At 59.8% G+C, this 26501-nt stretch carries 29 protein-coding genes and 1 tRNA gene; 8 read left to right on the top strand and 22 right to left on the bottom strand.

The genetic code is table 11. The annotated features are described in order from the left end of the window. Window positions 1-3 precede the first annotated feature (3 nt). Entirely contained in the window at window positions 4-1668 is a 1665-nt protein-coding gene (locus OOF89_RS03490) for a hypothetical protein (protein ID WP_266078491.1), read from the top strand. A 10-nt stretch (window positions 1669-1678) separates the two neighbouring features. Here the strand turns inward: OOF89_RS03490 and OOF89_RS03485 are convergent, their stop codons facing one another. The 7 genes from OOF89_RS03485 to OOF89_RS03455 all read right to left on the bottom strand — a co-directional run bounded on the left by OOF89_RS03485 (window position 1679) and on the right by OOF89_RS03455 (window position 6508). Beyond that, window positions 1679-2044 (bottom strand): VOC family protein, encoded by a 366-nt coding sequence (locus OOF89_RS03485; protein WP_266078490.1) that lies wholly within the window; start codon window positions 2042-2044, stop codon window positions 1679-1681. Between the two features lie 93 nt (window positions 2045-2137). Continuing rightward, window positions 2138-2842 (bottom strand): SDR family oxidoreductase, encoded by a 705-nt coding sequence (locus OOF89_RS03480; RefSeq protein WP_266078488.1) that lies wholly within the window; start codon window positions 2840-2842, stop codon window positions 2138-2140. A gap of 86 nt (window positions 2843-2928) precedes the next feature. After that, a complete protein-coding gene (locus tag OOF89_RS03475; protein WP_266079845.1) occupies window positions 2929-3651 on the bottom strand; it encodes a hypothetical protein in 723 nt (240 codons plus the stop codon). 387 nt (window positions 3652-4038) lie between these two features. After that, a tRNA-Pro gene (locus tag OOF89_RS03470) sits at window positions 4039-4111 on the bottom strand. 50 nt (window positions 4112-4161) lie between these two features. Then, window positions 4162-4758: a tRNA (pseudouridine(54)-N(1))-methyltransferase TrmY gene (gene trmY, locus OOF89_RS03465; RefSeq protein ID WP_266078487.1), complete on the bottom strand. Its 597-nt coding sequence runs from the start codon at window positions 4756-4758 to the stop codon at window positions 4162-4164. Window positions 4759-4880: 122 nt separating this feature from the next. Continuing rightward, a complete protein-coding gene (locus tag OOF89_RS03460) occupies window positions 4881-5792 on the bottom strand; it encodes a glycosyltransferase (protein ID WP_266078486.1) in 912 nt (303 codons plus the stop codon). Between the two features lie 554 nt (window positions 5793-6346). Further along, window positions 6347-6508, bottom strand: a complete 162-nt coding sequence (locus tag OOF89_RS03455) for a hypothetical protein (RefSeq protein ID WP_266078485.1) — start codon at window positions 6506-6508, stop codon at window positions 6347-6349. A 336-nt stretch (window positions 6509-6844) separates the two neighbouring features. On the opposite strand from OOF89_RS03455, the gene OOF89_RS03450 reads away from it, so the two are divergent. From OOF89_RS03450 to rnhB, 3 genes are all read left to right on the top strand, one after another. Continuing rightward, the gene (locus OOF89_RS03450; RefSeq protein ID WP_266078484.1) at window positions 6845-8440 is read left to right on the top strand and encodes an outer membrane protein assembly factor BamB family protein; all 1596 of its coding nucleotides are present in this window, start codon (window positions 6845-6847) and stop codon (window positions 8438-8440) included. A 67-nt stretch (window positions 8441-8507) separates the two neighbouring features. Continuing rightward, on the top strand, window positions 8508-9803 hold the full coding sequence (locus OOF89_RS03445; protein WP_266078482.1) for a tRNA pseudouridine(54/55) synthase Pus10: 1296 nt from the start codon (window positions 8508-8510) through the stop codon (window positions 9801-9803). A 164-nt stretch (window positions 9804-9967) separates the two neighbouring features. Next, window positions 9968-10606, top strand: coding sequence for a ribonuclease HII (gene rnhB / locus OOF89_RS03440; RefSeq protein WP_266078480.1), 639 nt, complete (start codon window positions 9968-9970; stop codon window positions 10604-10606). A 49-nt stretch (window positions 10607-10655) separates the two neighbouring features. On the opposite strand, the gene OOF89_RS03435 is transcribed toward rnhB, so the two are convergent. The 5 genes from OOF89_RS03435 to secF all read right to left on the bottom strand — a co-directional run bounded on the left by OOF89_RS03435 (window position 10656) and on the right by secF (window position 15292). Beyond that, window positions 10656-10922, bottom strand: coding sequence for a hypothetical protein (locus tag OOF89_RS03435; RefSeq protein ID WP_266078478.1), 267 nt, complete (start codon window positions 10920-10922; stop codon window positions 10656-10658). Window positions 10923-11008: 86 nt separating this feature from the next. Next, complete coding sequence (locus tag OOF89_RS03430) at window positions 11009-12202, bottom strand: carboxylate--amine ligase (RefSeq protein ID WP_266078476.1); 1194 nt, start codon at window positions 12200-12202, stop codon at window positions 11009-11011. Continuing rightward, the gene (locus tag OOF89_RS03425) at window positions 12199-12771 is read right to left on the bottom strand and encodes a low molecular weight protein-tyrosine-phosphatase (protein WP_266078474.1); all 573 of its coding nucleotides are present in this window, start codon (window positions 12769-12771) and stop codon (window positions 12199-12201) included. The genes OOF89_RS03430 and OOF89_RS03425 overlap by 4 nt, the downstream gene beginning before the upstream one ends. Before the next feature lie 113 nt (window positions 12772-12884). Beyond that, complete coding sequence (locus OOF89_RS03420; protein WP_266078473.1) at window positions 12885-14441, bottom strand: preprotein translocase subunit SecD; 1557 nt, start codon at window positions 14439-14441, stop codon at window positions 12885-12887. After that, window positions 14438-15292 (bottom strand): protein translocase subunit SecF, encoded by an 855-nt coding sequence (gene secF / locus OOF89_RS03415; protein WP_266078471.1) that lies wholly within the window; start codon window positions 15290-15292, stop codon window positions 14438-14440. Before secF ends, OOF89_RS03420 begins: the two co-directional genes overlap by 4 nt. 110 nt (window positions 15293-15402) lie before the next feature. Between secF and OOF89_RS03410 the strand changes: the two genes are divergently transcribed. Beyond that, the gene (locus OOF89_RS03410; RefSeq protein ID WP_266078469.1) at window positions 15403-15744 is read left to right on the top strand and encodes a hypothetical protein; all 342 of its coding nucleotides are present in this window, start codon (window positions 15403-15405) and stop codon (window positions 15742-15744) included. Here OOF89_RS03410 and OOF89_RS03405 read toward each other — a convergent pair. The 5 genes from OOF89_RS03405 to OOF89_RS03385 form a co-directional block, all read right to left on the bottom strand. Further along, on the bottom strand, window positions 15741-16628 hold the full coding sequence (locus OOF89_RS03405; protein WP_266078467.1) for a carbohydrate kinase family protein: 888 nt from the start codon (window positions 16626-16628) through the stop codon (window positions 15741-15743). The two genes, OOF89_RS03410 and OOF89_RS03405, sit on opposite strands and share 4 nt — an antisense overlap. A gap of 94 nt (window positions 16629-16722) precedes the next feature. After that, window positions 16723-17535, bottom strand: a complete 813-nt coding sequence (locus OOF89_RS03400) for a DUF63 family protein (RefSeq protein WP_266078465.1) — start codon at window positions 17533-17535, stop codon at window positions 16723-16725. A gap of 138 nt (window positions 17536-17673) precedes the next feature. Next, window positions 17674-18033: a DUF7344 domain-containing protein gene (locus OOF89_RS03395; protein WP_266078463.1), complete on the bottom strand. Its 360-nt coding sequence runs from the start codon at window positions 18031-18033 to the stop codon at window positions 17674-17676. An 82-nt stretch (window positions 18034-18115) separates the two neighbouring features. After that, a complete protein-coding gene (locus tag OOF89_RS03390) occupies window positions 18116-18802 on the bottom strand; it encodes a helix-turn-helix domain-containing protein (protein WP_266078461.1) in 687 nt (228 codons plus the stop codon). Window positions 18803-18876: 74 nt separating this feature from the next. Continuing rightward, a complete protein-coding gene (locus OOF89_RS03385; RefSeq protein ID WP_266078459.1) occupies window positions 18877-19830 on the bottom strand; it encodes a ribose 1,5-bisphosphate isomerase in 954 nt (317 codons plus the stop codon). Window positions 19831-20045: 215 nt separating this feature from the next. On the opposite strand from OOF89_RS03385, the gene deoC reads away from it, so the two are divergent. Then, window positions 20046-20681 carry a deoxyribose-phosphate aldolase gene (gene deoC / locus OOF89_RS03380; protein WP_266078457.1) on the top strand — a complete coding sequence of 212 codons (636 nt, stop codon included), beginning with the start codon at window positions 20046-20048 and terminating at the stop codon, window positions 20679-20681. Between the two features lie 48 nt (window positions 20682-20729). On the opposite strand, the gene OOF89_RS03375 is transcribed toward deoC, so the two are convergent. The 3 genes from OOF89_RS03375 to OOF89_RS03365 all read right to left on the bottom strand — a co-directional run bounded on the left by OOF89_RS03375 (window position 20730) and on the right by OOF89_RS03365 (window position 22249). Beyond that, window positions 20730-21473 (bottom strand): mechanosensitive ion channel family protein, encoded by a 744-nt coding sequence (locus tag OOF89_RS03375; protein ID WP_266078455.1) that lies wholly within the window; start codon window positions 21471-21473, stop codon window positions 20730-20732. A gap of 320 nt (window positions 21474-21793) precedes the next feature. Next, on the bottom strand, window positions 21794-21976 hold the full coding sequence (locus tag OOF89_RS03370) for a hypothetical protein (protein WP_266078453.1): 183 nt from the start codon (window positions 21974-21976) through the stop codon (window positions 21794-21796). Window positions 21977-22093: 117 nt separating this feature from the next. Beyond that, window positions 22094-22249 (bottom strand): hypothetical protein, encoded by a 156-nt coding sequence (locus OOF89_RS03365; protein ID WP_266078451.1) that lies wholly within the window; start codon window positions 22247-22249, stop codon window positions 22094-22096. 207 nt (window positions 22250-22456) lie between these two features. On the opposite strand from OOF89_RS03365, the gene OOF89_RS03360 reads away from it, so the two are divergent. Beyond that, window positions 22457-23713 (top strand): tRNA (N(6)-L-threonylcarbamoyladenosine(37)-C(2))-methylthiotransferase, encoded by a 1257-nt coding sequence (locus tag OOF89_RS03360; RefSeq protein ID WP_266078449.1) that lies wholly within the window; start codon window positions 22457-22459, stop codon window positions 23711-23713. 39 nt (window positions 23714-23752) lie between these two features. Next, window positions 23753-24712 (top strand): hypothetical protein, encoded by a 960-nt coding sequence (locus OOF89_RS03355; protein ID WP_266078447.1) that lies wholly within the window; start codon window positions 23753-23755, stop codon window positions 24710-24712. A gap of 145 nt (window positions 24713-24857) precedes the next feature. On the opposite strand, the gene OOF89_RS03350 is transcribed toward OOF89_RS03355, so the two are convergent. Next, window positions 24858-25793, bottom strand: coding sequence for a cation diffusion facilitator family transporter (locus OOF89_RS03350; protein ID WP_266078445.1), 936 nt, complete (start codon window positions 25791-25793; stop codon window positions 24858-24860). Between the two features lie 73 nt (window positions 25794-25866). Further along, window positions 25867-26403 carry an HIT family protein gene (locus OOF89_RS03345; RefSeq protein WP_266078443.1) on the bottom strand — a complete coding sequence of 179 codons (537 nt, stop codon included), beginning with the start codon at window positions 26401-26403 and terminating at the stop codon, window positions 25867-25869. Window positions 26404-26501 lie beyond the last annotated feature (98 nt).

Here is a 26501-nt window from a genome sequence, read left to right as displayed (position 1 = left end):
TTCATGAAACCACGTTTGAGCCGCCGTAACGTGCTCTCTACCACCGCACTGTTGTTGGGCGGATTGCAGGGATGCCGGGCGGCGGGGATGAGAACCGGAGCGAATCAGATGACCAACCACATCATCATTTACGGTGGCGGTTCGCGGAACGTTATCCAGTACGCCTTCTCGGTCAGTGGCCAACTGGAAAAAAGTGGCGAGGCTGGTGGAGCACCGATTTCGGACAGCCACGTCGGCGTGAACGACGAAGATACCATCTCCCGCGACGGAACTCACGCGAGTGGGGCGGTCGCCGGCGGCGGGGACGCATATTGGTTCACGGGGCGTCTCGTTCGGTTTCGGGTTTCGTTGTCAGCCGAACGTCTGAAGGAGGTCTCGGTTTTTCTGAACGGTCAGCGAGTCCGACTAACAGAACTCGGAGACGCGCCGGCAGTAGAGACGCCCATCGAATTTCTCGACTGCCGAACCGTACGAGTGACGGGGGACTTCCGTAGCGTCCGAATGCACACGAGTTTCTGGGACGGGACGGGACTCGGCACGAACTGGCTGTTCGATGGACCGATTCGAGGAACGACACTCATCAGTCCCATCGACGAACATGCACCGTACCCGTTCGCCATCGACTCGGTGAGCATCGATACACGGGAACTGCAAACACCGGGACAGCCGGCACAGTTCACCGCGGATAACCCGTTCGCAGGACCATGGTGTCGGGAACACGACATGGCGGCCTCGGCGAAGCATCCATTGGAGACGCTCCCGAATCACCTCGTTATCGTCGGTGGGAGCCCTCGAAACCCCATTCGGTACGAATTCGCCGTTAGCGGCCAGGTCGAAAAGAGCGGCAGCGGCGGCGACGCACCGATTGCCGACCGACACGTCACCATCGACCGGGAGGACAGGATTTCGAAGCGACGCGTTCGCGGTGTCGTCGCCGGGGGAGCTGACGCGTATCGGTTTTCCGGCGGAATCGAACGATTTCGAATCGGGAACGGTGCGAGGGTGTTCCTGAACGGTCGCCGAATAGACCCGGACGACTTCGATATGCAGGCGGACGACACCAAACCACTGAACGACGAAGACGGCCCGTCGAGCGATATCGAATTCCTCGCCTGCGACCGAGCCCGTGTGACGGGTTCGTTCGAGCGAATCACGACCAGTTCGTCGTGGTACACGCCGGAGGGAATCGCGACGTCCTACAACGAAATCGGCCCGGTGCGTGGACGAACGATGATCGACGAGTCGAACGTCGGCGACGTGGACGGCGCCGCCGGGTTCGTCATCACCGACGTCAGTGCGTACGAGTCGGGTGCAGCACGACCGACGATTTCGAAGCGACAACCGAACACGAACGCCTGTGATCAAGCGATCCGCTCCACGCAACAATCGACGACAGAAACGACGACGGAGAGGACGGAAACCACGACGGAGGGGCCGCCGTCGACGACGGAATCATCCGATTCGGCGACGGAGTCGTCCGGGCCGACGGCGAACTCGTTCGATTCGACGACTGAGCGACAACCTTCAGAAACGACACAGGGTCGAACATCGAAACCGTCGGACGCGGTGACTGGGTCGCCCCCGGAACCTTCGGAACCGACGGTTGAACCGGCAGCCGATACCGCCGAGAGCGGCGCCGAACCCGTCTCCGGAAACGAATCCGGATAAACCGCCGGTTTCAGTTCGCTTGGCACGCCATCAGCCGATTTCCATCAGGATCTTCGAACGTGACGAACGTCACGCTGCCGACGTTTTCGGGCCCCATTACGACCGAAATACCCCTTTCGCGGAGAAAATCGTCAGTCACCTCGACGTCGTCCGTCCAGAAGTAACAGAGCGGCTGTGAGGAGTTTTCGACAGGTCGATTCGAATCGAGTGTAAGCGTAACGTCGCCGGCCATCTCGAGGTCATAAATCGTCCCCTCGTGGCTCGATTCGTCGATCGGTAGGTCGAAGAGGTCGGAATACCACTCGATTGCGGTCCGCATATCCGAAACGGGGACGAACACGGAACCGATCCGATTGTCGATTGGAGAGTTCTGCATTGCCGAAAACTCCCAGTCGAACGAAATAACTGTACGGACCGTGGAGTGGACGTCATATCCGAACTCCAGCACCACGATACCCGCGACGAGAAATCAGACCGAGGTCGTGAGACCGCCATCCACTCGAACGTTTTGTCCGGTTACATAACTCGCCGCCGGTGAGAGTAGATACGCGACGGTGTCGGCGATTTCTTCGGTAGCTGCCGGACGCCCCATGGGTATCCTCTCTTTCGTTTCCGTATCGACTTCGTAGCTATCCACGAATCCGGGTAACACGGCGTTCATGCGAATCCCATCGGCGGCGAATCGGTCCGCACAGAGTTTCGTGAAACTACCAAGTCCTGCACGGAGGACCGACGAAACGGGAAATTCGTCGCTCGGCTCGAACGCCGAAAACGTGGAGATGTTCACGAACGCACCGCCTCCCTGTTCCTGCATTATCGGGGTCACGAGTCGTGCCATCCGAACCGTGTTCAGTAGAACGAGGTCGAGTCCGTCGTGCCATTCCTCGTCGGAGATATCCATGAGGTCACCGGTCGCCGGATGACCGGTGTTGTTCACGACGGCGTCGATTCGTCCGTATCGCTCGTGGGTGGCCTCCACGAGCGCCGAAAGGTCATCTCGGTCGGTGACCGACCCTTCGAACCCGACTCCGCCGATATCCTCCGCAACGTCAACTGCTGCACCGGATTTGGACAACAAAACGGGAGTGTATCCATCGTCAGCGAGTCGTCTGGCGCATGCCGCTCCGATTCCGCGACCTGCGGCGGTGACGACCGCGACTTCGTTCGAATCCATACCGATATATCGTTCGGCGTGGGGTTTGTGCGTTCTGGAATGGGCGAGAATCGGCGTCGTACTCCGATTTTCATCGGTCTTTCGACTCAGAGAGTGACCTTCGACAGATCCGCTTCCAACTCGTCCACGTGGTCGTTGTACGCTTCGACGAATCCCCTAAAATCGTCAGCGAGTTCGCGTACGTCGGGTGCTGATGGCGGTTCGTACTGCGAAACGAGATAGGTACCACTCTGTCCTCCGACGCGAAGGTAGGACGCTGAGCTATGGTCGCGCTTCAACTCCCATCGCTGGCCGCTCACTCGTGTCGTGAACGTTCCGTAATCAACGCCGTCGTATCGGTGGAGTTCCCCGGCGATGGTGTCCGCGATATCGCGGATACGCCCGACGATACGGTCCCGCTCGGCGACGACCGACTCGGTTGTCGAAATCGGCGGAAAATCGGTCGAGACATCGTCCAGTACTCCGTCCTTGGATCCGACATACCGGTTGTACGCCCTCACGAACGCCTCGTAATCCCGCATCGCATCCGCGAGATCTTCCGGGTCCGGTGGCTGCTTTGACGAGACGACGTATGTTTCGCCGCCGGAGTTCCCCTTGAACCGGAGGTACTGAATGTCGCCTGCTTCGTATTTTAGCGTCCACTCCCCGCCGTTTGTCTCGAGCGTCGTTTGGCCGTAGTCGCCACCCTGCAGGAGTGCGAGTTCACGCGCGATTTCACCCGCATGTTGCGTGACCGCCGAGACGACCGCGTCGCGTTCCTCGGCGACGCGGTCGGTTTCCGTAATATCGAAATCGAGACCGTGACTCATTCCGGGACGGTAGGGGTGTGGAGGGCATAACCGTGGTGACTCGGGTTCGATGCCGAGCGCCAGTGCTGTTTCGTGTTCGAGCCCCGCAGTCGGCGCGGCTGTCCACCGAATGTGGTGACGTGGACAGAGTACACCCATCACCAACGCAGCCGAAATAAGACCGGTAGATTCACCGTCCCGGGACAGACCGACTACTGGTTTAACCCCTCGCTTTTCAGAGGTGAAGCCGGAGTCAGCTATACGCTGTTGGAGTTGGATGATCCGGAACTGCCATGCGTGGCGCTCTGGGAGTCGGTTTGAGAGTGCAGGAACGTAGTGGTCCGACACGGTTCGACTCACCACGCTGGTGACTCGTTTCGCTCGTCAGGGAGCGACGTGAGGTAGAAATGGGCCGGCGCGAATTCGAATCGCGGTTACGGCCACCCGAAGGCCGAAGGATACCAGGCTACCCCACCGGCCCGCGACTGGAAAATGGCGATACCTGCCTTTAACGGTTCCGGAATTAGGGTGTCAGTAGTCCGCGTACCCGTCCGTGTCGAGATAGTTGTGGACCACCGTCATCGCGTGATTTCCGTGGAGTAGCTTCGGCCCCAGACGAACGCGCTGGTCGGATTCCTCGGCGAGCAGGGCCGCCTCTTCGTCGGTGAAATCGCCGTGGTCGGAGAGAACGAAGAGGGGGTTTTCGGGCGCTTCGACATCGATCACCGGACTACCGTCCTCGTGCAGTTCGACCACGGTCGCATCCCTGCTGGCATCGGTGAGGACTGCCTCGAAATCCCGCTTAGAAACGTATACGCCCGGCGTGCTTTCGGCTTCCATGTGGCCGATCGCTTCCGACTTCGCTTCCAGTGCCTTTCGAATCAGGGCCGCCGTACTTCGCTCGTCGGGGTTGAGTCGCCGGAGTTCTCGTCCCTCGAATCGAACCGTCAGTTCGTCTTGGAGGACGAGAAAAAGGCGAACATCGCTCCGGAAGTCGTGCGAGAGAAAGAAGGCACTGTTGACACATCGGCAGAGGGCGTCGAGTCGGCCTGCCGCACCTGCGAGGTCGTCGAGTGAAAAATCGGGCGTTGTCGGGGCGTCGTGACCGAGGACGATGAACTGTCGCATAGTCGGATGCTGTGCACGGTGCGATAAGTCGCTTGCTGAATCTCGGTAGCACGACGACAGACCACTGCACGTCGATTCGACCCCGTCACTGGACGGAATACACCGTGTTCGGCGAACGCGGACTACCCGTCACCTTCGCCGAAATGCTCGTATACCCAGCCCGCGGTGGCAGAGAGTCGTTTCATGTAGGCGATGAAAAAGAGCAAGAGAACTTCGTACGTCGTCAGCGATGCTGCTGAAGTGACTCGTTTGTAGAACCGGATCGGGTGGGGCGGAAGATAGTTCCGCGGGTTCAGCAAACTCGGTTTTTCGACCCGCTCGGGATGATATCGCTGCATCTGTGCGCGACCCCGACCCAGTCGGAAATGCTTTTTGAGGAGTTCCGGGAGGGACGAACGGGCTGGATGGTACATCGTGATCGCGGGCTGGTAATGCTGATCGAACCCGGCGTCGTACACCCGGTTGCCGAACTCCTGGTCCTCGCCGGAGAACAGTCGTTCGTCGAAGTCCCCGACTTCTTCGAACACTTCACGCCGGACAACGAGACAGCCGGTCCCGGAGAACTGCTGTTCCTCGATATACTTCCGGATCGGGAAACCGAATATTTGGTTGTATTTTGCGGTGAGAGTGTCCTTACCGTCCTCGATATAGATTTCGACGTCACAACCCATGTAGTCCCAATCGTTGGACTCCATCGACGCGACGGCGTCTTCGAGCCAGGTTTCCTCGACGGTCATATCCGCGTCGATGAACGCGAGCAGCGACCCGTTCGATTGTGGAATCGCCTCGTTTCGGGCGGCGGCAGGACCCTGTACCTCGTCTTCTACGAGTAAGGTCACGAGATCGGGAAATCGTTCGGAGTATTTCCGAACAACGTCTCTGGTGTTGTCAGTAGACCCATTATCGACGACCAACACCTCGTATTCCGTAGAAGAATACGTCTGATTCGTGACGGCATCAAGAGTCATGCGAATCCCCCTCGGGTCGTTATACACGGGGATGATGACGGAGACAAACGGCCGCTCGGAATCCATATCCTCACACTGTTCTAGCACGCTTATAGCCCCTTCGATTCGATAAACGCAGTGCTCATCAAGTCCGATACCACTGTCCGTGATGTTCGTCCGGTCAGATGGCCTATCTTTCGGGAACGATCATGTTCGTCTCTCGCCCATTCGATACACGGACCGTCACTTCGGTTCTCGTATACTCGCATCATCTGGTACGCTACTGCGACGCAGTCACTCGTTTCCGCCCGATGTTGAGCCGATCGTAAGCGACGCTACTCCGGAACCGAGTATAAAAATTGTGGCAGGAATTGATAATTAGAAAACGACAGTTCTGGCGGGTTTGACCGACCCAATCCCCGATTTGGATCGAAGCGGTCGTCTGCGAGGGGCGTCTTTCCATGTCGCACCACCGGCGCCGCCCAGTATCGTGACGACACCGACACCAATACCAACGGTCTACAGTCGAACTGCTCGACCGCACAACGGAGGCGATCGATGCGAAGATGACCGACGACTGCGCTGGCGGGGACCGCAACGAGCGTCGTCGATTCGATTGCCGGAGCACCAGTATCGTGCCATCATACTGCCGCGGGAGGCGGCAGGAATCGGAGGGGGGTGCTACTCACGATGTGAATCCGCCGTCGCATGGCCGCCGAGAGTGGCGACGTCACCGTATTTGAACGTTCGCCGTCGAGTGCCGGGGAAATCATTCGTTTCGAATTCGGCGTTTCGAGCGCCATTCACTGAATATTAATCAGACATATTTCAACCAACAGTTCGATGCGTCCATCAGATACCGAACTGAGTTCCGTCGACATCGGTCCCGTTCAGTTCGATGTTTCCGGTTCATCGGAACTGCGCTCCGCCATACTGTCCGTTCCTATTGCCTCGTAATACAGTCATTTTAACGGATATTTAATCCGGTTATCGAACGAGAACAGCCCAATCGCGTTCGTTTAACGTCTAGATAGTAAGGTTACACGTCTGTTTACGATAAAATGCGTCAATCGAACGGTTCGATGTTGGCGCCCCGCACGAGTTGAAACCATGATACTACACTGGAGTAAACGATAAAAATGAATCGAAAACGAGCACGAATCGGGGTACTTCTAGCCCTTCTCGTCGTCATCTCGTCCGTATCGTTCGTCACGGCGACGACGCCACAGTCCCCGGCGCCGGCGAACAACGACTGGTCGTCCGACCGTGCCGACTCGGGACGGACCGGTGCGACGAACGACGCCGGACCGTCTCCGTACGCGGCCGAGGACTGGAACACGAGTTTTGATGCTCGTGCCGAGTCCGTTCCGGCCGTCGCCGATGGCACGGCGTACGTGTCGGTAACGACCAACGTGGAACTGCCTGCTACTGGCCGCATCATCGCTTACGACACGGAGGCCGGCGAGGAGCGATGGACGAGTTCGAAAGTCGGTGCGGCGAGAGGTTCGCCCGCCGTCGCTGACGGCGTGGTGTACGTGGCGACGCGCGGCACGAGCGCCGACGGGTACGAGAACTACGGCGGTCTACACGCCCTCGACGCGGAGACTGGCGATGTCGAGTGGCGCGTCAAAAACGCGCCAGATGGGAGTCCCATCGTCGCCGACGACACCGTTTACGTCGGTGGGACGGCGTACAACGCTGAGACCGGCGAGGAACTGTGGACCGCTCCCGGTGAGATAATCGGCGTCGTAGACGGAACGGCGTACGCGAAGAACGATACGTCCGTGATGTCGCTGGACGCCGAAGATGGAACGCCGAAGTGGAACGCACAGATGCCAGCTACGGCAGAATCGTACGCGGTCGATAGTGCGGTCACGAGCGACCGCATCTATCTCACGGTCGAAACCGACCGCGAGACGCAGCCGATTTACGCGCTTTCGACCGAGGACGGAACCGTCGAGTGGAACCGTTCGGTTCCACGAGCCGAAACCCACGAACGGGACCTGATTTCGGAACCGGCGGTGAAGGACGGGTCGGTGTACGTCTCTACCCGTGGGAACGATAGTGGGACGGTTTACTCCCTCGACGCCGAAACCGGCGACGAGCAGTGGACGTACGATACGTCAGCCGACCATCTCTCGGCACCGACGGTCTCCGATGGAACGGTTTACGTCGGCGGACGCTTCTTCACGAAACTGGCCGACACCGACGATATAGTTCGCCCGGCGGCACCCGCCGTGTACGCCATCGACGCGAGCAACGGGGAAGAACGCTGGAACTACTCGATTCGAGAGGCAGGTAGCCTCGTCGCATACGCCCCCGTAGTGGACGACGGCAAGGCCTACGTCACGGTTCGTGAATGGAACGGAATCTTCTCCGATGAAAGCGAGTTGTTCGCGTTCGAATCGAGCGACGAAAAGCCGCCTGTCAATCATCAAGTCGCTGAAAATAAGCCGGAAGACCCGAGCGTCGCCATCGAAACGTCCCCGGAGGATGCGGAGGAACGCACCTTCGAGGAAAACCGCACTGTCGTTCTCCGAGCGAACGCTTCGACGGCCGAGAACGACGAAATCGTCCGCTACGAATGGGACATCGACGGTGACGGCGAATACGAGAAGACCGGAAACGAAATCGAGATACACACGGACTTCTGCGGTGAGCGTACCATCACGGTACGGGTCGTCGATGACGACAAACTCACGGCGGACGATTCCGTGACGCTCACTCGACGCTGAAACCGGCAGCCTTCTTTTTTGAACCGAATCGGAAACCGGTTTACCGTGTGACTCCCACGGAACCAACATGGACGTACTTTCCGCGGCACGACGGGTCATCGACGAGGGGCCGGTGTGCGACGCCTGCCTCGGTCGTCAGTTCGCAGACCGGAGCTTCGGCCTGTCGAACTCGGATCGTGGCCACTCGCTTCGGGTCGCCGTCGCATTGGAAGACGACGCCGATTTCGAGGAACCGAACGAGGAATGCTGGGTCTGTGAAGGGCTTACCGACGACTTCGAGGTGTACGCGGAACAGGTCGCGGACGCCCTTTCCGACATCGACTTCGAGACCTATCAGGTCGGGACGCGCACTCCGCCGCTCATCGAGGAAAACGAGGTCCTCCTCCGCGATTTGGCCGACTTACCCGAGGACACGGGCGAACTCTTCAAGTCTGAATACAATCGCGAGGTCGGAAAGCGAGTCGGTGCCCTGACCGATACCGAGGTCGATTTCGAGCGACCCGACGTTCTCGCCCTCCTCAATCTCGAACGTGGTGACGTGGACGTGCAGATAAACCCCGCCTTCGTCTTCGGGCGCTATCGAAAGTTGGAGCGCGACATTCCACAGACAGAGTGGCCCTGCCGGGAATGTGGCGGGTCGGGCAAGCAGCTCGCCGAAGGCGGCGGCGAGGAACCCTGTGACTATTGCGGCGGCGACGGCTACCTCTACAGCAAGAGCGTGGAGGAACTGACGACGCCTCCGGTGCTCGACGCGATGGACGGCGACGAAGCGCTCTTCCACGGTGCAGGGAGGGAGGACGTGGACGCCCTGATGCTTGGAACCGGTCGTCCCTTCGTCATCGAAGTCAAGAAACCGAGACGGCGAACCCCCGACACCGATGCCCTCGAAGCCGAAATCAACGAGTTCGCCGACGACAGGGCGGAGGTCGAAGGCCTCCGTCTCGCCACCCACGAGATGGTCGAACGGGTGAAGGAACTCGACGCGAGCAAGACCTATCGAGCGCAGGTCGAGTTCGACGCCCCGGTTTCCGAGGACGACCTCGCCAACGTTGTCGAGGAGCTTCAGGGTGCGACGATCGAGCAGTTCACCCCCAACCGTGTGGACCACCGTCGGGCGAACCTCACTCGCGTCCGCGAGGTGTACGATATCGACGGACATCTCGAAGACGAAACGCACGGCGAGGTCGAGATTCACGGTGCTGGCGGCCTTTACATAAAGGAGCTCGTGAGCGGCGACGAGGGAAGAACGGAGCCGAGTTTGGCGGGACTGCTCGGTGTCGGTGCCGAAGTGACCGCGCTGGACGTGATTGCCGTCGAAGGGGAGAACGAACTCTTCGACGACGACGAATACCTGCGCGAGTGACCTCGGGTTTGTCGGTGAAACTGAGATGCGACCGATCGTCGTGCCGATACGACGAACGCGATCGCTAGGCGCAAGCCATACTGATTTTCCATCCACAATTCGACAACTCCCCCTCACAGGTCGAATCAGAAACGCCAATGTAGCGGGACGACGATCATCTCGTCGTGTTCGGGGTAGACGAAGCGGGACGAGGGCCGGTGTTAGGATCGATGTTCGCTACGGCAGTCGTCATCGAAAACGTAACCCACCTCCCAGCGGGTATCGACGATTCGAAGCATCTCTCGCCGGAGCGTCGCGAGGAACTTGCGGGATTGCTTCGCGCGGACGATTCCGTTCGGGTCGGCGTGTCGGAAATTCCGACGACTCGCATCGACGACCCCGAGACGGACATGAACAGTCTCACCGTCGAGGCCCACGCGGAAGCCATCTCGAAGGTTGCGAACGACGGCGCGCAGGGAATCGTCGACGCCTGTGACACCAGCGAAAAACGATTCGCCCGACGAGTCACGGAGGTAACTGAACCGACGGTCGAAATCACGGCCGAACACGGCGCGGACGAAACGCACGCGATCGTCGGCGCGGCGAGCATCGTCGCCAAAGTCGAACGGGATGCGCACGTTGCCCGTCTCGCGGAAACGCACGGCGAAGTGGGAAGCGGCTATCCGAGCGACCCGAAAACTCGGGTCTTCCTCCGCGAATACGTCGAATCCCACGGGGAGCTCCCTAACTGTGCCCGCGCTTCGTGGCGGACGAGCAAGGACGCACTGGCCGCCCGCGAGCAGTCCGCACTCGACCAGTTTTGATCTCGAGTCGCTGGCTTCGAATCAGCGATTCGTTCCGGCGTCCGATCCGTTAGTTCCCCGTAGGGGAACCGAATGGTGGAAGGTTCCATGCCTGCAAAACCCGCCACAAGGCGAGGACGACGAGAACGATTCCCGCAGCGGCGAACAGCGGACTCGATGCGGAGGCTAATCCCATGATGATGAACATGAGCCCCCAGTACAGAGCGATCGTCGCCAAGAGCGTCCAAAACAGACGCTCGCCGAGGACGCGCAGTTCTGCGCGAACCGCTCTGCGAACTACGGGTTCCAATCGCTCGTCGGAGATGTCGTTTGACATGGCTTCTAATGTATTCGAAGTTGATATTATTGTTTTGAATCCAACAATTTCTGACAGGAAAGTGGAACAACGCGACACGACACGGATTACCGGCCGATCACTGCCGACACGGCGCGCTTCACTGGTGCCGAAACTGGGTGAGCAACCCCACCGACGGTGTTCGCCACGTCGCGGGCGAACGGCTTCGGGTCATCCACCGAGAGGTAATCGAAGTTCGGTTCGGCGAACAGCGACCCGAGCACCGTCGCGGTTGCGCCGGGCACCGAGGGTCGTTCGACGTGGTCGTAATCGTCACGGAGAAGGCTGATGAGGTAGACGAGTTCGCCCCGCAGGACGTGGCTTCCGACGCCCGTTTCGTACCCCGAATCCGGTTCCGTGACTCCCTGTGCCAGTTGATAGTAGCGGTACGGGAAATCGACGCCGGCGTGGACCGCGAGCTGGAGCGACCCCCAGAAGCGCGGGTTCACTTCAAGTAGTTTGAATTCGCCATCGCGCGGGTCGCGTCGAAACTCCACCATGGCGGGACCGTGCCAATCGAGGGCCGACAGCAGCCGCATTCCCTGCTCGTGGAGTTTCGGATTCGACACCGACTCGCGGAAGACGCTCGCCCCGCCGGAGTACGTGTAACTGCGGATACGGCGATGCTGGAAGGTCACGACCGGCTCGCCGTGGTCACAGAGGGCGAAAAACCCGAACTCATCCCCGTCCGGAATACATTCCTGAACGATGGGGTCGTGGCCCATCTCCCGCGTCAATTCGTCGATATCCGGTTCCCCGGAGACGAACTCGACACCAGGGTACATCGTTCGATTGTCCCGAACCAGTACCGTGTATCTGGATTTGACGACCGTATCACGGGACCAGTCGTCCCACTCGGAAAGGAGCCGCGTTTCGGGTGCCGAGACATCGACGTCACGTGCACGCCGAAACAATTCGTTCCGGTCGCGAGCGAACCCCATCGTCTCGAAATCGGGCCAGGGTGTGGCGATGTGCTCCGCGAACGACGCTCGAAACTTCGAGAGGACGTAACACTCTGGTTCCCGAAGTGGAACGATAGTCTCTACATCGGGTCGTTCGGCGAGCGAGAGGAGCGCGTCCCGATATCCCGAAACGTCCTCGGCAGGTGCGGGTGTCCGAACCCTGTCGGCGACGTACTTCGAATCGAACGCGGGCGAATCGGCCGATTCGCCCGCCGCAATCACGGAAACTCCCTTGCGCCCTAGCGACCTGATGCAGGCAAGGCTGCTGCCCGCCGCAATTGCGGGCACGACGACGCTCATCGGTCCTCCACCGTAGTGAGAAACTCATCGACGCTACCGGTTACTTCCCCGTAGACTCGCCGAAACGTCGATTCGTCGGTGCTGTAGGGGTCCTCGATTTCGTATTCGCCGTCATCGACGAACGACCGGAGGAAGTACGCTTTGTCGAGTTCCTCCGGGTACTCCCCTTTCAGATACCAGTAGTTCCACGCGTCCATCAGCAGGACGAGGTCGCTCTCGCGAAGCATGTCGATATCGACACACTGTGACCGATGGTCGGTCAAATCCACGCCGAACTCGCTGGCGACGGACACCGCAGCGTCGGGGCTCGAACGTCCTTCCTTTTCGATGAATCCCGCGGACCGAACCGTCGCGCAGTCGAAATCGACGGACGACAGTCGCGCTCGGAAATATCGCTCCGCAAGCGGACTTCGACAGATGTTCCCGAGGCAGAGAAAGCAGATCGACGGTTCGGTCGGAAGCGAGCGAATCGCGGCGGTCGTGTTTCGCGGATGGGCGTCCGAACCGAGGCGGAGACGCTCCATCTCCACGGCGAGTCGCCGTCTGCCGTGTCGGAGGTGTTGTAGCATCGTCGGAGGTTCGACACTGTCGGTGTTATAGACACAGCACTGTTGCGAGAACAAACAGTCCCTACAGCGTTCGTAGGGCGTGGATACCCGAAACAAAACCGTGACGAAGGCAGTTATTTATCCGTCAGCAGATATCGCAGGATATCACCGTAGGCCGGACGCGTCACCAGCACACCGATGAGCACGCCGAGGATGGTGATGATGGCGAATCCTTGGAGGTCGCCGAGCGAGAGCACCGCCAGCGGACTCATGGCGATGATAGTCGTCGCGGCGGCGGCCCCGATAACCCAGAACGCCTTGCGGAAGCGCGACTGGAAGACGCGCGAGGAGTGAACGTCCCCTTCGCTCATCACCTCGTCCGCGATGATAATGAGGTCGTCCACCCCGGTTCCGATGACCGCGATGAATCCCGCGATGTGTGAGAGGTCGAGCGGTAACTCGACTGCCGCGGCGAAGCCGAGCAGGATGACCACCTCGGAGAGCGCAGTGACGATCATCGGCAGCGCGACCTCCTTTCTCCCGTATCTGACGAAGACGGTGCCGCTCACGGCGAACACCGCGGCCAGTCCCGCGATGAGCGAGTACGTCTTGAACTCCGTGGCGAGGCTCGGCGCGAGGTAGGTCGTCGTTCCCGCCTGCGTGTCGAGTGCCGCCGGGAGCGCCCCTGCGCGGAGGTTGATCTGCAGTTGGCGGGCTTCAGACATGTTCGTCGTCAACATTCGGAACGTCGGTTGTTGTTTGAACTCGCCGCTCTGGATGGACGGTGCGAGGCCTTCACCCATCGACGCACCGTAAACGACGCGGCCGTCGACGACCGTGTACAGACAGTAGCCGCCTTCGCTGGCGGGCGCTTGTGGGTATCTACAGGCCGCAATCCCCTGCTGACTCGTGAATCCCTTCTCGTTCATCACGCGGACGAACTTGTCCGCGGCCGAGTCGGTGAGCGTGACCGAGACGGATGACGCCCCGGATTGATCTTGTTCCGCCTGACCGATTTGCTCGAACGAGTCCTGCGTGAGCACCGTCGTGTTGTTGTAGCTTTCGTTGCCACTCGGATAGTGTGCGACGACGGTTACCTTTCCGCGTTTGGTGACCAGATCGTTCATCTGGGACTGGTTCGTGTTCGGCATCTCGATCTGGATGAAGTGGTCGTTGCCCGACGACACCTGCTGGACGCGGCCACCCGCGAGCCCGGACTTCGAAATCTTGTCGCTGAGCGTCCGGACGATTTCGCTGCGGGTTTGTTCGGTCACCCCCTCACGAACCTTCTCGTAGCCGATCCCAGCGTCGTCGAGCGAGGACTTTAGCTGTCCGGTCGTCACGTTTTCCGCGAACACTTCGATCGTCACGCCCGACTGACTGGAACGAACCATTACGTCGCTCTGTTCGACGCCGGAGATGTTCCCCGCGACGGCGGTCTGGACTGCACCCTCGCTCGTCCCGTTCGGGATATCGACGTTCTCGGCGGTGACGCCGTTGACGGGTGCACGGATTCGTGTCCCGCCCGCGAGTTCGAGGCCGTATTTCAGGTTTGTCGGGCCGGTTTCGTTGGTAAGTGCGTTGTTCTGGTTGCCGCCGGAGACCGTTCCAGGCGGGACGAACAGCGCGAACGCACTCCCCAGCAGGAGGAGGACGAGCAAGCCGACGCGCCACTGTTTGCGGAGGCTCATCGCGCCACCCCCTCGAACTTGTACCAGCGAAGGAGGCTCAGGTTGAGCATGTAGGTGTTCATCAGGTCAGTCGCCAACCCCATCACGAGCACCACGCCGATGGACGTGAGCAGGTCGATGCCGAAGAAGAACGCCACGAGCGCCATGACCGCCATCGCGGAGAGTGACGTGAGCGTCATCGTTACACCGGTTCGCATCGCACGATAGGTGCTCTCGTAGAAGCCACCCGACCGCCGAAGGACGTGGTTGTTGAGCAGGATGTCGGAGTCCACGCTGTAACCGATGAGCATCAGGAGTGCCGCCACCGTCCCGAGCGAGAGGGGAATTCCGACGATGTTCATCAACGCGAGCGGAATCACGATGTCGCTGAACGCCGAGAGGACGACAGCGATGGACGGCACGAACGTCCGAAACATGAGGAAGACGAGAATGCTCATGCCGACGAATGCGGCGACGAGGCCGTATAGTGCGAGTTGCTGTGACTGTCCGCCGAAGCTCGCGGACGTGCTCTGCACCGAGAGCACGTCGTATCCTGCCTGTTGAGCCTGCGATTCGAGCGCCTGCGTATTCGTCCCTTGGAACGTGACGATGTATTCGTTCTGGGCGGATTGGGACGGCGCGATCGAGACGGGGTCGAGCGTCGATTCTATCTGTGTCTGCGATGCGGTCGTCTGAATCCGCATTTCGGTTCCACCGGTGAACTCGATGCCGGGTGTCACCGGCGCGCCGGTGGTGATCCACCACCCGGCGAGCACGAGGAGGGCCAGCACGAGGACGGCAAGCGGTACCGCCGCCAGTTGCCGGTTCGAGTACCGAGTGTAATCGACCTCCGGTACTTGAAACTCTACCATGATCGATTGGTGCGGGATGGCCCTGAATAAGCCTTCTTAATTACTGTGGCCGAATGTGTCGTGTGAAATATGCGATAACGCATTTAGGCTTCGGCTACCTATGTCATTACATGACGACCGAAGAGGCCGTATCACCGAGTGAGACGGCGACCAGCGTCGTCGTTTCGTATCCGGAAGACCTGAGCAGTTGGGGCCAGTTTCAACTCGACCAGCGTCCGTTCCGCGCCTATCTCCTCAAAACGAAGGCCGAAGTTCGAGAGGGTGACGTCTGGGAGGAGTTTCTCGACGTGGGCTGTTGTGGCGATACGTTGGACGTTCCGCTCCGCGTCGAGTCGGTCGAAGGCGGCGACAGAATGGGACCGGAGACTGAAATCGTCTACGAAGCGCGGGAGGCCTGTGGTATCCGGGGTGGCTGGTTGGTCCAGAGTGCCGACGGTCCGAACGAGTTTTAGAACTGTTCGTCGAGAAACGCCTCGACGCGTTCTCTGGTCGGAGCGGTGCGAGCACCCGGTGTCATCGACGCCAGCGCACCGCAGGCGTTGGCGAACTCCAACGCCTGCTCGTAATCAGCGGAGTCGAGAAGCATGGTGATAAATCCCGCCGCAAAGGCGTCGCCAGCCCCGGTGGTATCGACCGATTCGACGCCGAACCCGGGGTGCGTGTAGGCTCCTTTCGTCGTGTCTACGCGCGCGCCGTTGCTTCCGTGTTTGATGACCACGACCCGACCGTGAAGTTCCGAGGAAGGGTGTTCCAAATCCTCGTCCAGCAGAGTCGTTGCCTCGTGGTCGTTTAGAAAGACGATGTCCGAATAAGCCAGTGCCTGCGAGAAGTTCCGTTCCACGAGACGACGACCGGGGTCGAAACTGACCGTCAATCCTGCTTCCGTCGCGGCTCGAGCGAGCGCTGCCGCGCTATCCGGCCGTTGACTGGTCAGATGGAGATGGGCTGCTTGCTGGACGTACTCGGCGTCAACGTCCTCCGGCGTGACCGCCTCGTTCGCACCCTCGTTTCCGAGCACCATCACTTCGCCTTTCTCGTCCACGATGAGGTATTTCGTCGTCGTTTCAACGCCCGTGACTTCGAGGACGTGTGTGCAGTCTACGCCTGCGGCGTCGAGTTCGCGCCGGACGAGCAGTCCGTGTTCATCCGTGCCGACGCTCCCGATGAGGCCCACCGGAATTCCCATCCTGGATAGCGCGACCGAGACGTTCGCGGCACTTCCACCGCCGGAGCGCTGTTGGGACCGAATTCGTGCTTCACCATCCGGGGTGGGGAGCGCATCGACGCGCAAGGTCACGTCCCAGTTGACGTGACCGGCAGTTACGACTCGAACCATGGTACTCCCCCATCGCGGCCCGTGAACGGCATACCGCTTCGATACGCGAGCACCAGTAAAAATCCTGACGACTCGGGGAAACCCACACGACTGCTCATCCCGTGATGGCAAAGAGAAGGAGGTTGTGTGCTCCTGGCCCCAGTCCAACGGCAGCAACCACGCCGAGCAGGAGGTAGCCCTCCACCGGTTCCTCCGCTACGTAATCCGCGAACAGGATGACGACGAACTCCGCGATGGCGAGTTTGACGAGGATGAACAGCCAGCCGACGCCGATGACGTCGGCCGTCGGGAGCACCTCCGCGAATTCGAGGATTGCACGGGAGACCGGCGTCCGTTCGCTCGCGTTGAGCACGTCGATACCGACCGCCGTCGAGACGGAATCGAGGGCGTGGCCGAACAGCGTGAGGGCGCCGACCGCTCCGGTGATGACGGCGACGTGTGGATAGAAATACTGTGTCGCCGCCCACAGAACACCGGTGAGGACTACCGCGACGACGAATGCGACGAACGGCCAGAACAGACGCAGACTGTCGTTTTGAATACCGTACCAGAGTGCAACGGAAATCACGAGCGCGATGCCGACGATGCCGACGCTCGCGAGCATCCGCGGAACGGCCGTTTCGAACCGGCGAAGACAGAACAACCAGACGACGCCAGCGACGACGAACGTCGTGAGATACACCGACGGTGTTCCGAACAGGGGTGCGATGATTTCGGGAATCACTTGCACTTGATAGAGAGCATGGAGTCCTGCACCGACGACCATCCACGGCGCGAGTGCGACGATGGTTCGCTCCGAGATGGCTGGCTCTGCGCGCCGAAGCGACCACACGACGATACCGACCGCCAACAAGAGTGGGAGAAGATAGGCCAACGGTGGGAGTGCGAACCCTTCCGGCAGTACCATACACCGACACGTGAACGGAGGTATCGAAAGGTTTGCGGTCTGTCTGTTAGGTCTCCACTATCGTCTCGTCGAGTCACGATGCCCGTTACGGACGGTTTCCCGTCACGGTGTCCGCTCCATTACCATTGCGTTCGGGCCTCACTCGGTCGATTCTCCGGACGAGGAGTCACCCATCGGTGCTATCTGGTCGAGAATCTCTTCCAATCGTGAGTCCCCGTGATATTGAACGTCGTTCGTCCCCGTGTCGTAGGTCACCAATTCAAAATCCATCAACTTCGGGAGGTGGACGTGGTGAAGTCGTAGCAACAGGCGCCGTTTGGGCCGGTCGGTACCATCCCCTTGCGAGTGAAGGTGCTCAGCGAGTTCCGTGACGGAACATTCGTTCTCGGACTGGGTTGCCAGATAGGTGAGAATGCGACGACGTAGGGGATCAGCTGCGATGTTCAATAGGTCATCCAGCGAAATCGGCGAACGTTTCCGGTCGTCGGATTTCTCCATCTAGTTCATGGATAACGGTGGCAACGATTAGTTATTGGCTTGTTCCTACGGGGGATTTATATACGACCCCTGATCGAACAAGTCAACTTCCCTCGTTCGTCTCGGTTACGTCCAATAGGGTCTGTTCGAGTAGAATTTTGTTCCCACGTCGAATTCGCTCCGACAGCGCTTGTTGGCTGATATTCAAATCCTTCGCCAGTTCGCTGAGCGTCACACGACTGGGCGATTCGAAGTACCCACGATGGAGTGCGAGGAGCAATGCTTCCCGCTGTTCGTCCGTGATCGAAGTCGGCGGTTTGGACCGTCCCACCTCCCGAAGTGTGTAGATACGCCCGAGCGTGTAGGTAACGTCGTTTTTTAGCGACTCGTTGTGAAAGGTGGAGAGGTCTTCGTACGAGGGAAACAGCAGTTCGAACAACCAGTCCTCGTCCCCGTATCCCTCCGCATTCCGGATGATTCCATTCGATTTTTGCAGCCCCTCGAGAAACGCTTCATCGGGTACCTCCCAGTTCATCAGGTAGAGGATACGGTCCTCGATGCGATGAAGCTCTTCGAGCTCGGTGACGTATTCATTGTCCAGTATGCGTCGTTCGAACTCATCGAAGTCGCCTTCGTCCAAATCGTCTGTCCACGCCCAGAATATAGGAACGACAAGCGTGCCAACCGGCACGACACGCTCGAACTCGATGTGAATATCCGTTCCGACGGTCAGGAGGTTCCCCAGGGGAAAATCGAGTGGATCGATAGAGAGTTCGGCTATGACCGCCATCGTGTCTCCCATACTATCGGAACGGTCTTAGTTACTCTGTGGCGGCGTCTTCGACCGGAACGGTTGGTGTTCCGTTACTCGTCCCACGGCTCTCCACTGTGCTGGTCGCCGAACAACTCGCGCATCAACGTCACGATACTCTCGGGCGGGAACTGCCCTCGCTCGGTGACGATGGCGTCCACGTACCGCGGCGGCGTCACGTCGAACGCCGGGTTTTCGACCGTCACCTCCCCGATCGCTTCGCGCTCATCGTCCGGAAGGATTTCCCGCTCGTCGCGCATCTCGATTTCGACGGTATGGCCGGTCATCGTCCCCGGATGCAACTTCAAGGTCTGGGCCGCGACCATGATCGGAACTCCGCGTTCGCGCGCGTTCACCGCCAATCCGGAGGTGCCGATCTTGTTGATGACGCTCCCGTCGGCGGCGATGGCGTCGGCACCGACGAGAACGTGGTCGGTGTCGTCCAGATACCGGCGAGCCGCGTTGTCCACGATGAGGGTGACGGGGACGCCCCACTCGCGCAGTTGTCGGGCAGTGATGTGTCCTTGCTTCCGTGGGCGCGTTTCCTTTACGATGGCGCTGATTTCTTTCCCATCTGCGAGGGCATGTCGAACGCAGGAGAGGGCGTCCGTGGAATGACAGTGTGTCATAATGGTATCCCCGTCGCGCAGGCGGTTCGCACCGATTTGGCCGAGGTTGTCCTGTGCCTGATCGAGTTCCCGACGGAATTCGTTCACACTCCCGATGACGCTCGCTCGCAGTTCGGGGACAGTGTCGCCGCTCATTCCACGGAGAACGTATCGGAGGGCGTTCGGGAGGCTCACCGCTGTCGGGCGTGTTTCGTGGAGTTGACGGGCCGCAGCTCGCATCTCGGCCCGAAACGCCGTCGGCGTTTCGGCGGCACTCGCTTTCGCCTGCTCGCCGAGTGCCGCCGCCGCCGCGTCCGCGATGGTCGCCGCACCGCGGATTTCCATCTCCGCGATGTCGTCCGCGGCGTCGGTGACGGCGGGGTGAATCTCGCGTTCCATAGGTATTCTAGAACGTTCACTCACAAAAAGATAGTCCGGGGGAAAGTCCACATCCGTGGCAATTGCAAGGGTGGTATGGACCTCGGCGTCACGGTGGAATATTCGAAATCGGTGATGCACGTCGCCGAACTCGTGGCGTTTGCTCTTAGCCACCTCGTCGCCGATCGATACAGTCGATAGCGGGATTTTTAGCCCGCCGGTCCATCGCCCCCGGTATGAACGAGACCGAACTCGCTAGCGCGATCGACCACACCGTTCTCGGCCCGGAGACCACATTGGACGACGTGAAAGAAGTTCTCGACGAAGCTAAGGAGTACGGAATGAACGCCTGTATCCCGCCGTGCTACGTGTCCGAGGCCGACGAATACGCTCCGGACGTTACGCTTGCAACGGTCGTCGGATTTCCACACGGACAACACGCACCCGATGCGAAGCGTGACGAAGCAGTCCGTGCATGGGACGACGGCGCGGACGAACTCGATATGGTCATCAACATCGGGCGACTGAAAGCAGGCGAACACGACGCTGTGAAAGCCGACATCGAGGAGCTCGTCGCCGCGGTGCCGATTCCCGTAAAAGTCATCATCGAAACCGCACTGCTCACCGACGAGGAGAAACACGACGCCTGCCGACTGGCGCAGGAGGCCGATGCCGCGTTCGTCAAAACGTCGACCGGATTTGCGGATGGCGGGGCGGAAATCGAGGACGTCGAGTTGATGGCCGACTACCTGCCAGTCAAGGCGAGCGGAGGTATCGGCGATTACCAAAAAGCGAAAGCGATGCTCGACGCTGGCGCAGAGCGAATCGGTGCAAGCAGTGGTGTCGAAATTATAGAAGACTTCCGCGGCTAGTCCGCGAAACCCCCCGTTGACAGTTTTCTACCCGTTGAGCGTTTTCTATCAGTCGTCGTCGTCGCTGGGCTGTGGACTCGGCGTTCCCTGACTCGCGCTGGACATCCAGCTATCGATGTGGCTCGCCACGTAATCCCTGCCACCCCAACCGAAGGCGACACCGACTCCGATGGCGACGGCGGCGGCGAGTCCCCACGCGAGCGCTCGCGCGAAGACGTACAGGATACCGACGTCGATTCCCATCGTGTCGAGACCGATGACGATGGCGGTGAAGTACAGGAACAGCCGAGTCCCGGTAGCGAACCAGTTGGTGTATGCGGTGTGCGTTGCCGCCCGGGTTCGCATGATCGCGTCACCGATGAAGTCCGCGACGACGAACCCGATAACGATCACCAGCAGTCCGGCGATCAGTGCCGGAAGGTACGAGACGGCGACAGCGACCCATTCGGATAGCGTCGCGATCGCTAGTACGTTCGCGGCGGCAAGGATCGCCAACGCGTAAATGAACCACGCGGCGAGTTTGCCGAACGCGCCGGAAACCGCGCTTTCGGTGCCACCGAGCATTCTTCCCAATGGCGTGTCGAGCACCATCCTGTCGAGTTCGATTCTGTCCGCGACCCGGCGAACGATCGCTGCCGCACCGCGACCGATAACCCATCCGATGAGCAGAATGACGATGGCACCGACCAATCGCGGTAGCAGCGCGATGAATCCGGCGACGGGGTCTTGTAACCACGGCGGTAGCCCCCCTACTTGCAGTACTGTATCCGTAACGAGGTCGTGTCGAGTCATTGTTTTTCTCCCCCCACTGTTGCGTGGGTAACAGAGGAATGGACTACAGCCAGTTTGTTGTTGACCACCTAAAACGAACGGACGACGAAGTAATGGTGAATGACTTGGGGAGCGTTTCGCCGAACTGATGTCGGAACGCGATAACTTCCGTCTTGGATCGTGTCAAGCTATTTTTAGTTTTCACACGGCTCGAAACACGGGAAAAACCCGTATCGACGGACTGTCTCCGTATTTTACTGTAAACGGACACGAGTCGTTAAACGCACTTTCCATTAGGGAGATACGTTTTTCGTATCCGTCCGTCTCTAAGCTCGTATTTTCTACGGGCCTTCGAGCACATACAGCATCTTCGGAGTGTCCGTCGGTCCGGTAATCGCAAACGGGGTTCTGTTCGCCCCAGCGAGACCCTGCCGAACACGGGTCCCGAGATCACGTTTCCAGCCACTACGCCGAATCGCCTGCCAGCGAACTCGGTTGTTGCCGTCCCCGAGGTAGAGAGCCATCGTGAACGGTCGGGGAAGACCAGTACACCGCGGCACCATCCTCGTCGGTTACCGACTACCGTTTTTCCCCTTTCTTTGCGTCGAACGCATGGACAGCGTCTCCGGCGATGACGTACATCATTCCCCCGCGATGACCGGTTGGGCCGTGGCGGTGCCGACGGATGCTCGCCACCGTTCTTTCACTCCCGTTCGTGGGGCGGTTCCGTTCGGATCGTATCCCGTATTCGCGTTGTCGTGTCCGTACATCGGCCAGTCAGTGGTGCCACCTGCCATCTTTGCAGCACCATCGAACGAGGAAGACGTGGAACTACAGCCAGCAGCGGCGGAGATAGTCGCCGACCCGAGAACGGCGAGAAACTCCCGACGAGGTCTGTGAAGGGTATCGGAGGGAATTTGTCAGCAGTTCGTAATTTGCCGTACTAGGTCTTCTGCACCCACAATCGTCGCCCTTTTGCCCGCGTAGCCGAAATCGAACACCGAATGGCTCGGTATCACATCGAGACGTACGGGTGTACCTCGAACCGCGGCGAGAGCCGTCAGATAGAGTCCGCGCTCCGCGACGCGGGCCACTATCGCGTCGAGGGACCCGAGCAGGCAGACGTCGCCATCATGAACTCCTGTACCGTCGTGGAGAAGACGGAACGCAACATGGTTCGCCGGGCCAAAGAACTCGAAGCGGAGACGGCCGACCTCATCATCACCGGGTGTATGGCACTCGCCCAGGGTGACGAGTTCGAAACGGAAGGAATCGACGCCCAAATACTCCACTGGGACGACGTACCGACGGCGGTGACGAACGGGGAATGCCCGACGCCCGGTCCGGGCGTCGAACCAGTTCTTGACGGCGTCGTCGGAATCCTGCCCATCGCTCGCGGCTGTATGTCCGACTGCTCGTACTGTATCACGAAGCACGCGACCGGAAAGATCGATTCGCCGTCGGTCGCGGAGAACGTCGAGAAGGCCCGCGCACTCGTCCACGCCGGTGCGAAGGAACTCAGGATCACCGGACAGGACACTGGCGTCTACGGCTGGGATCGCGGCGAACGGAAACTCCACGTCCTTCTCGACCGCATCTGCAACGAAATCGAGGGCGAGTTCCGCGTTCGCGTCGGTATGGCGAACCCGAAGGGCGTCCACGGTATCCGCGAGGAACTGGCGCAGGTGTTCGCCGAGAACGACGAACTGTACAACTTCATCCACGCGCCGGTGCAGTCCGGGTCGAACGACGTGCTCGGCGACATGCGCAGACAACATCAGGTAGGCGAGTACGTCGAAATCGTCGAAACGTTCGACGAATATCTGGATTACTGGACGCTCTCGACCGATTTCATCGTCGGTTTCCCGACGGAGACTGACGAGGACCACGAACAGAGCATGGCCCTCCTGCGCGAGACACGGCCGGAAAAACTCAACGTTACCAGATTTTCGAAGCGCCCGAACACTGATGCCGCGAATATGAAGGGACTCGGCGGCACGATAAAGAAGAAGCGCTCGAAGGAGATGTCCGAACTGAAGATGGATATCGTTGGCTCGGCCTACGAGGAGATGGTCGGCACCGAAAGGCGCGTCATGGTCGTGGAGGAAGGGACGGGCGACTCGGTCAAATGCCGGGACGAAGCCTACCGACAGGTCATCGTCCAGAACGCCTCCGACCACGGTATCGAACTCGGTGATTTCCTCGACGTGGAAATCACGAGCCACCAGACGGTGTACGCGTTCGGAACGCCGACTCGATAGGACAGAAAGTATTTATTTTCCCGACTACCTGTTCGGGTAATGCCCTCCCGCTATCGACGATCGTTTCTCGGTACCCTCGGAGTGACGCTGACCGGAATCGCTGGCTGTGTCGGCGATACATCGGTTGAGACGGACGCTAACGCACCCGCGGGGACGAAATCGCCCACACAAACCACGTCCGAAAACGCCGTACCGACCGACCCGAGCGAATCGTTTTCACTTCCCGATAGTTCGGTGAAACCCGTCGGCGACATCCGGGTCGCCGTCGCGGACACGGTGGCGAGGAAAGCGGTTTCCTACGAATCGGTGATGGGGTCCGGCGGCGTACTTGCATCCGATGGCAAACAGTTCGTCGTTGCCGCAGTGCAAAGCGAGTCCGACTCTTCGGTCGATACCGAAGCCGTCCCTCCCTACGATGCTTTCGAACTCGTCGCCGATGGCAGGACGTACCCTGCCGTCGAAATCGAGCAGCGAACGACGGGGGCGTATACGACCTCGCTTGCGGAACGGGGGAACATCCGATACGGCGGTTCCCATGCACCCAATCACGAGGTCGGTTGGGTTGCCTTCGAGCCTCCGTCGCCGCTCGAAGTGAGTAACGCCGCAATCCGGTGTAGAAACGGCGGTGAAACTGCGGAGTGGCGACTCACTGACGAACAGGTCGGGAAGCTCGCGCGTCCGGCTCCGACGTTTGAACCCCGGTCGTTCGAGACTACGGTCCGAACAGCGTCCGTGGAGGTGTCACTGGTTGCCGAGAACGTCTCCGAGGTGGATGGGCGGTTCCTCGCCGCCGTCTACTGGCCGACGACGGGTATCGCTGACGACGACGAGGCGACTATCGTCACTCGTTCGGTTGCCAGTGGCGACCACATGGAGTGGTCGAAGTCCTTCGGAACGATGTACAGCGGTGGCGAGGATGGAACCGTGGCTGTACGTGTGGAGGGTACCTTGACCGGAGAAACGACAGTTAACCTCGACGCCAGAGACGAAGGTACCTAGCGAGGGAGCTAACGGTGAACATCGCGCCAGTTACCTTCAGTACATCCGTCTATCGTGTTGTGAACTCTTGGGTTCCTGTATCCATGCTTACAAAGTCCGGTAAAAGATACCGGTCCCCGATTCTCACTTTCCGAAAACGAGTTAGTTAGTTATCATCACCGTCCCGAGTGTGCGTCTCGGCAAGTCTGTCCGCCTCGTCGTCGGCCTTCCATTCGCCGAGTTCCTTGGGATCGACATGGACGAACACGTCGTCCACTTCGGGAATCGCTCGGACCGATTCCATAACCTCGGTTTCGATGTTGTGAGCCTCGATGAGTGTCCTGTCTCCCTCGACTTCGACGTGCATGCTTACGTCGATTTCCGGCCCGACGTAGTGAGCGACGACATCGTGGACTCCCTCGACCTCGGGATGCGAAAGCGCCCGCTGGACGATTTTCGCACGAAGGTCTTCCGACGGGGCACGCCCCACGAGGTAGTCCACGTTGCTCTCGACGATTTCCCATCCGGTGTACAGAATGCCGAACGAGACGACGCCCGCTGCCAGTGGGTCGAGTTCGGGAATCCCAATTCGCGCACCGAGAACTCCGATAAGTGCCGCGCCAGCGGTGAGTATGTCGTTGCGGTTGTCCAGAGCGATCGCTTCTACTGCTGGCGAGTTGGCATCGTTACCGATTCGAAGACAGTATTGGAAGAGGCCGTACTTGATGGCTCCCGTTCCCACCAGAACGCCGACTGCGAGGGGGCTCATCGTCGTCGAGATGTCTCCCGAAATGAGGGATGTGGCCGAACGCCAGAGGATCAACCCACCAGCCGCGAACACGCCGAGAGCGACGAGCAGGGAGACGAACGGTTCGATTCGCTCGTGTCCGTGTGGGTGGTCGAAATCCGGCGGTCGAGTCGTTAGATACAGTCCCGCGAGGACGACGACGCTATACACCGCGTCCGAGAGGCTGTTGACCGCTTCGGAACCGACCGCGAGGCTCCCGGTCTGTAACCAGACGAGGCCCTTGGCGACTGCCAACAGGAGGTTCGCCGCCAGGACGACGACTCCCGCAGTTCGGACGGCGGTGGACCGGTCCATCACGCCTGCATTGGGTCGGGTCGCCTATGGCTATATCGGCGAAGTTCACTCCTCGTCCGAATTTCGTTTCGTTCTACTCGAACGAGACTGCGGTATCCGGGTCGGGTACCGTCGCACCGTCTTGTTCCGCAAACGCGTCGTGAACCCGTTCGTAGGTGTCCTCCAGCGCTTCCACGATGACCTTCGTATCGGAAAGGACGGGCATGAAGTTCGTATCTCCCTGCCACCGCGGAACGATGTGCGTGTGGAGGTGGTCGATGGATCCACCGCTTCCCTCACCGATATTTAACCCGGCGTTGAACCCGTCCGGGGAGAGGGCGGTTTCTAGTGCGTCGAACGTTCGCTGTTTCAACCTCGCGTGCCCGAGCAACGATTTGTCCGTCAGCTCGCGATAGTCCGCCGTGTGCTGGTCGGGAATGACCATCACGTGCCCCGGATTATAGGGATAGTTGTTCAACATCACGACGGCGTGGGCGTTTCGTGCCACGACGAGAAACTCCCGGTCCGCGCCACGATTTGGGAGTTCACAGAACACGCACCCCTCGATTTCGACGTCGCTGTCGTCGCGCTCGACCCATTCGATTCGCCACGGCGCGAACACTTGCTGCATGGGAAGTAATCGCGTTTCGAGTGTTTTATGTTTTCAGTCTCGTACTCGATTCGGCCTCCCATCGCGTCGCCACCATTGAGGGTTGTTTTCCCCTCCGT

The sequence above is a fragment of the Haladaptatus caseinilyticus genome, from assembly GCF_026248685.1.
GTDB lineage: Archaea > Halobacteriota > Halobacteria > Halobacteriales > Haladaptataceae > Haladaptatus > Haladaptatus caseinilyticus.
The sequence above is the reverse complement of the archived record's forward strand: the minus strand, read 5'-3'. Positions and strand labels throughout refer to the sequence as shown.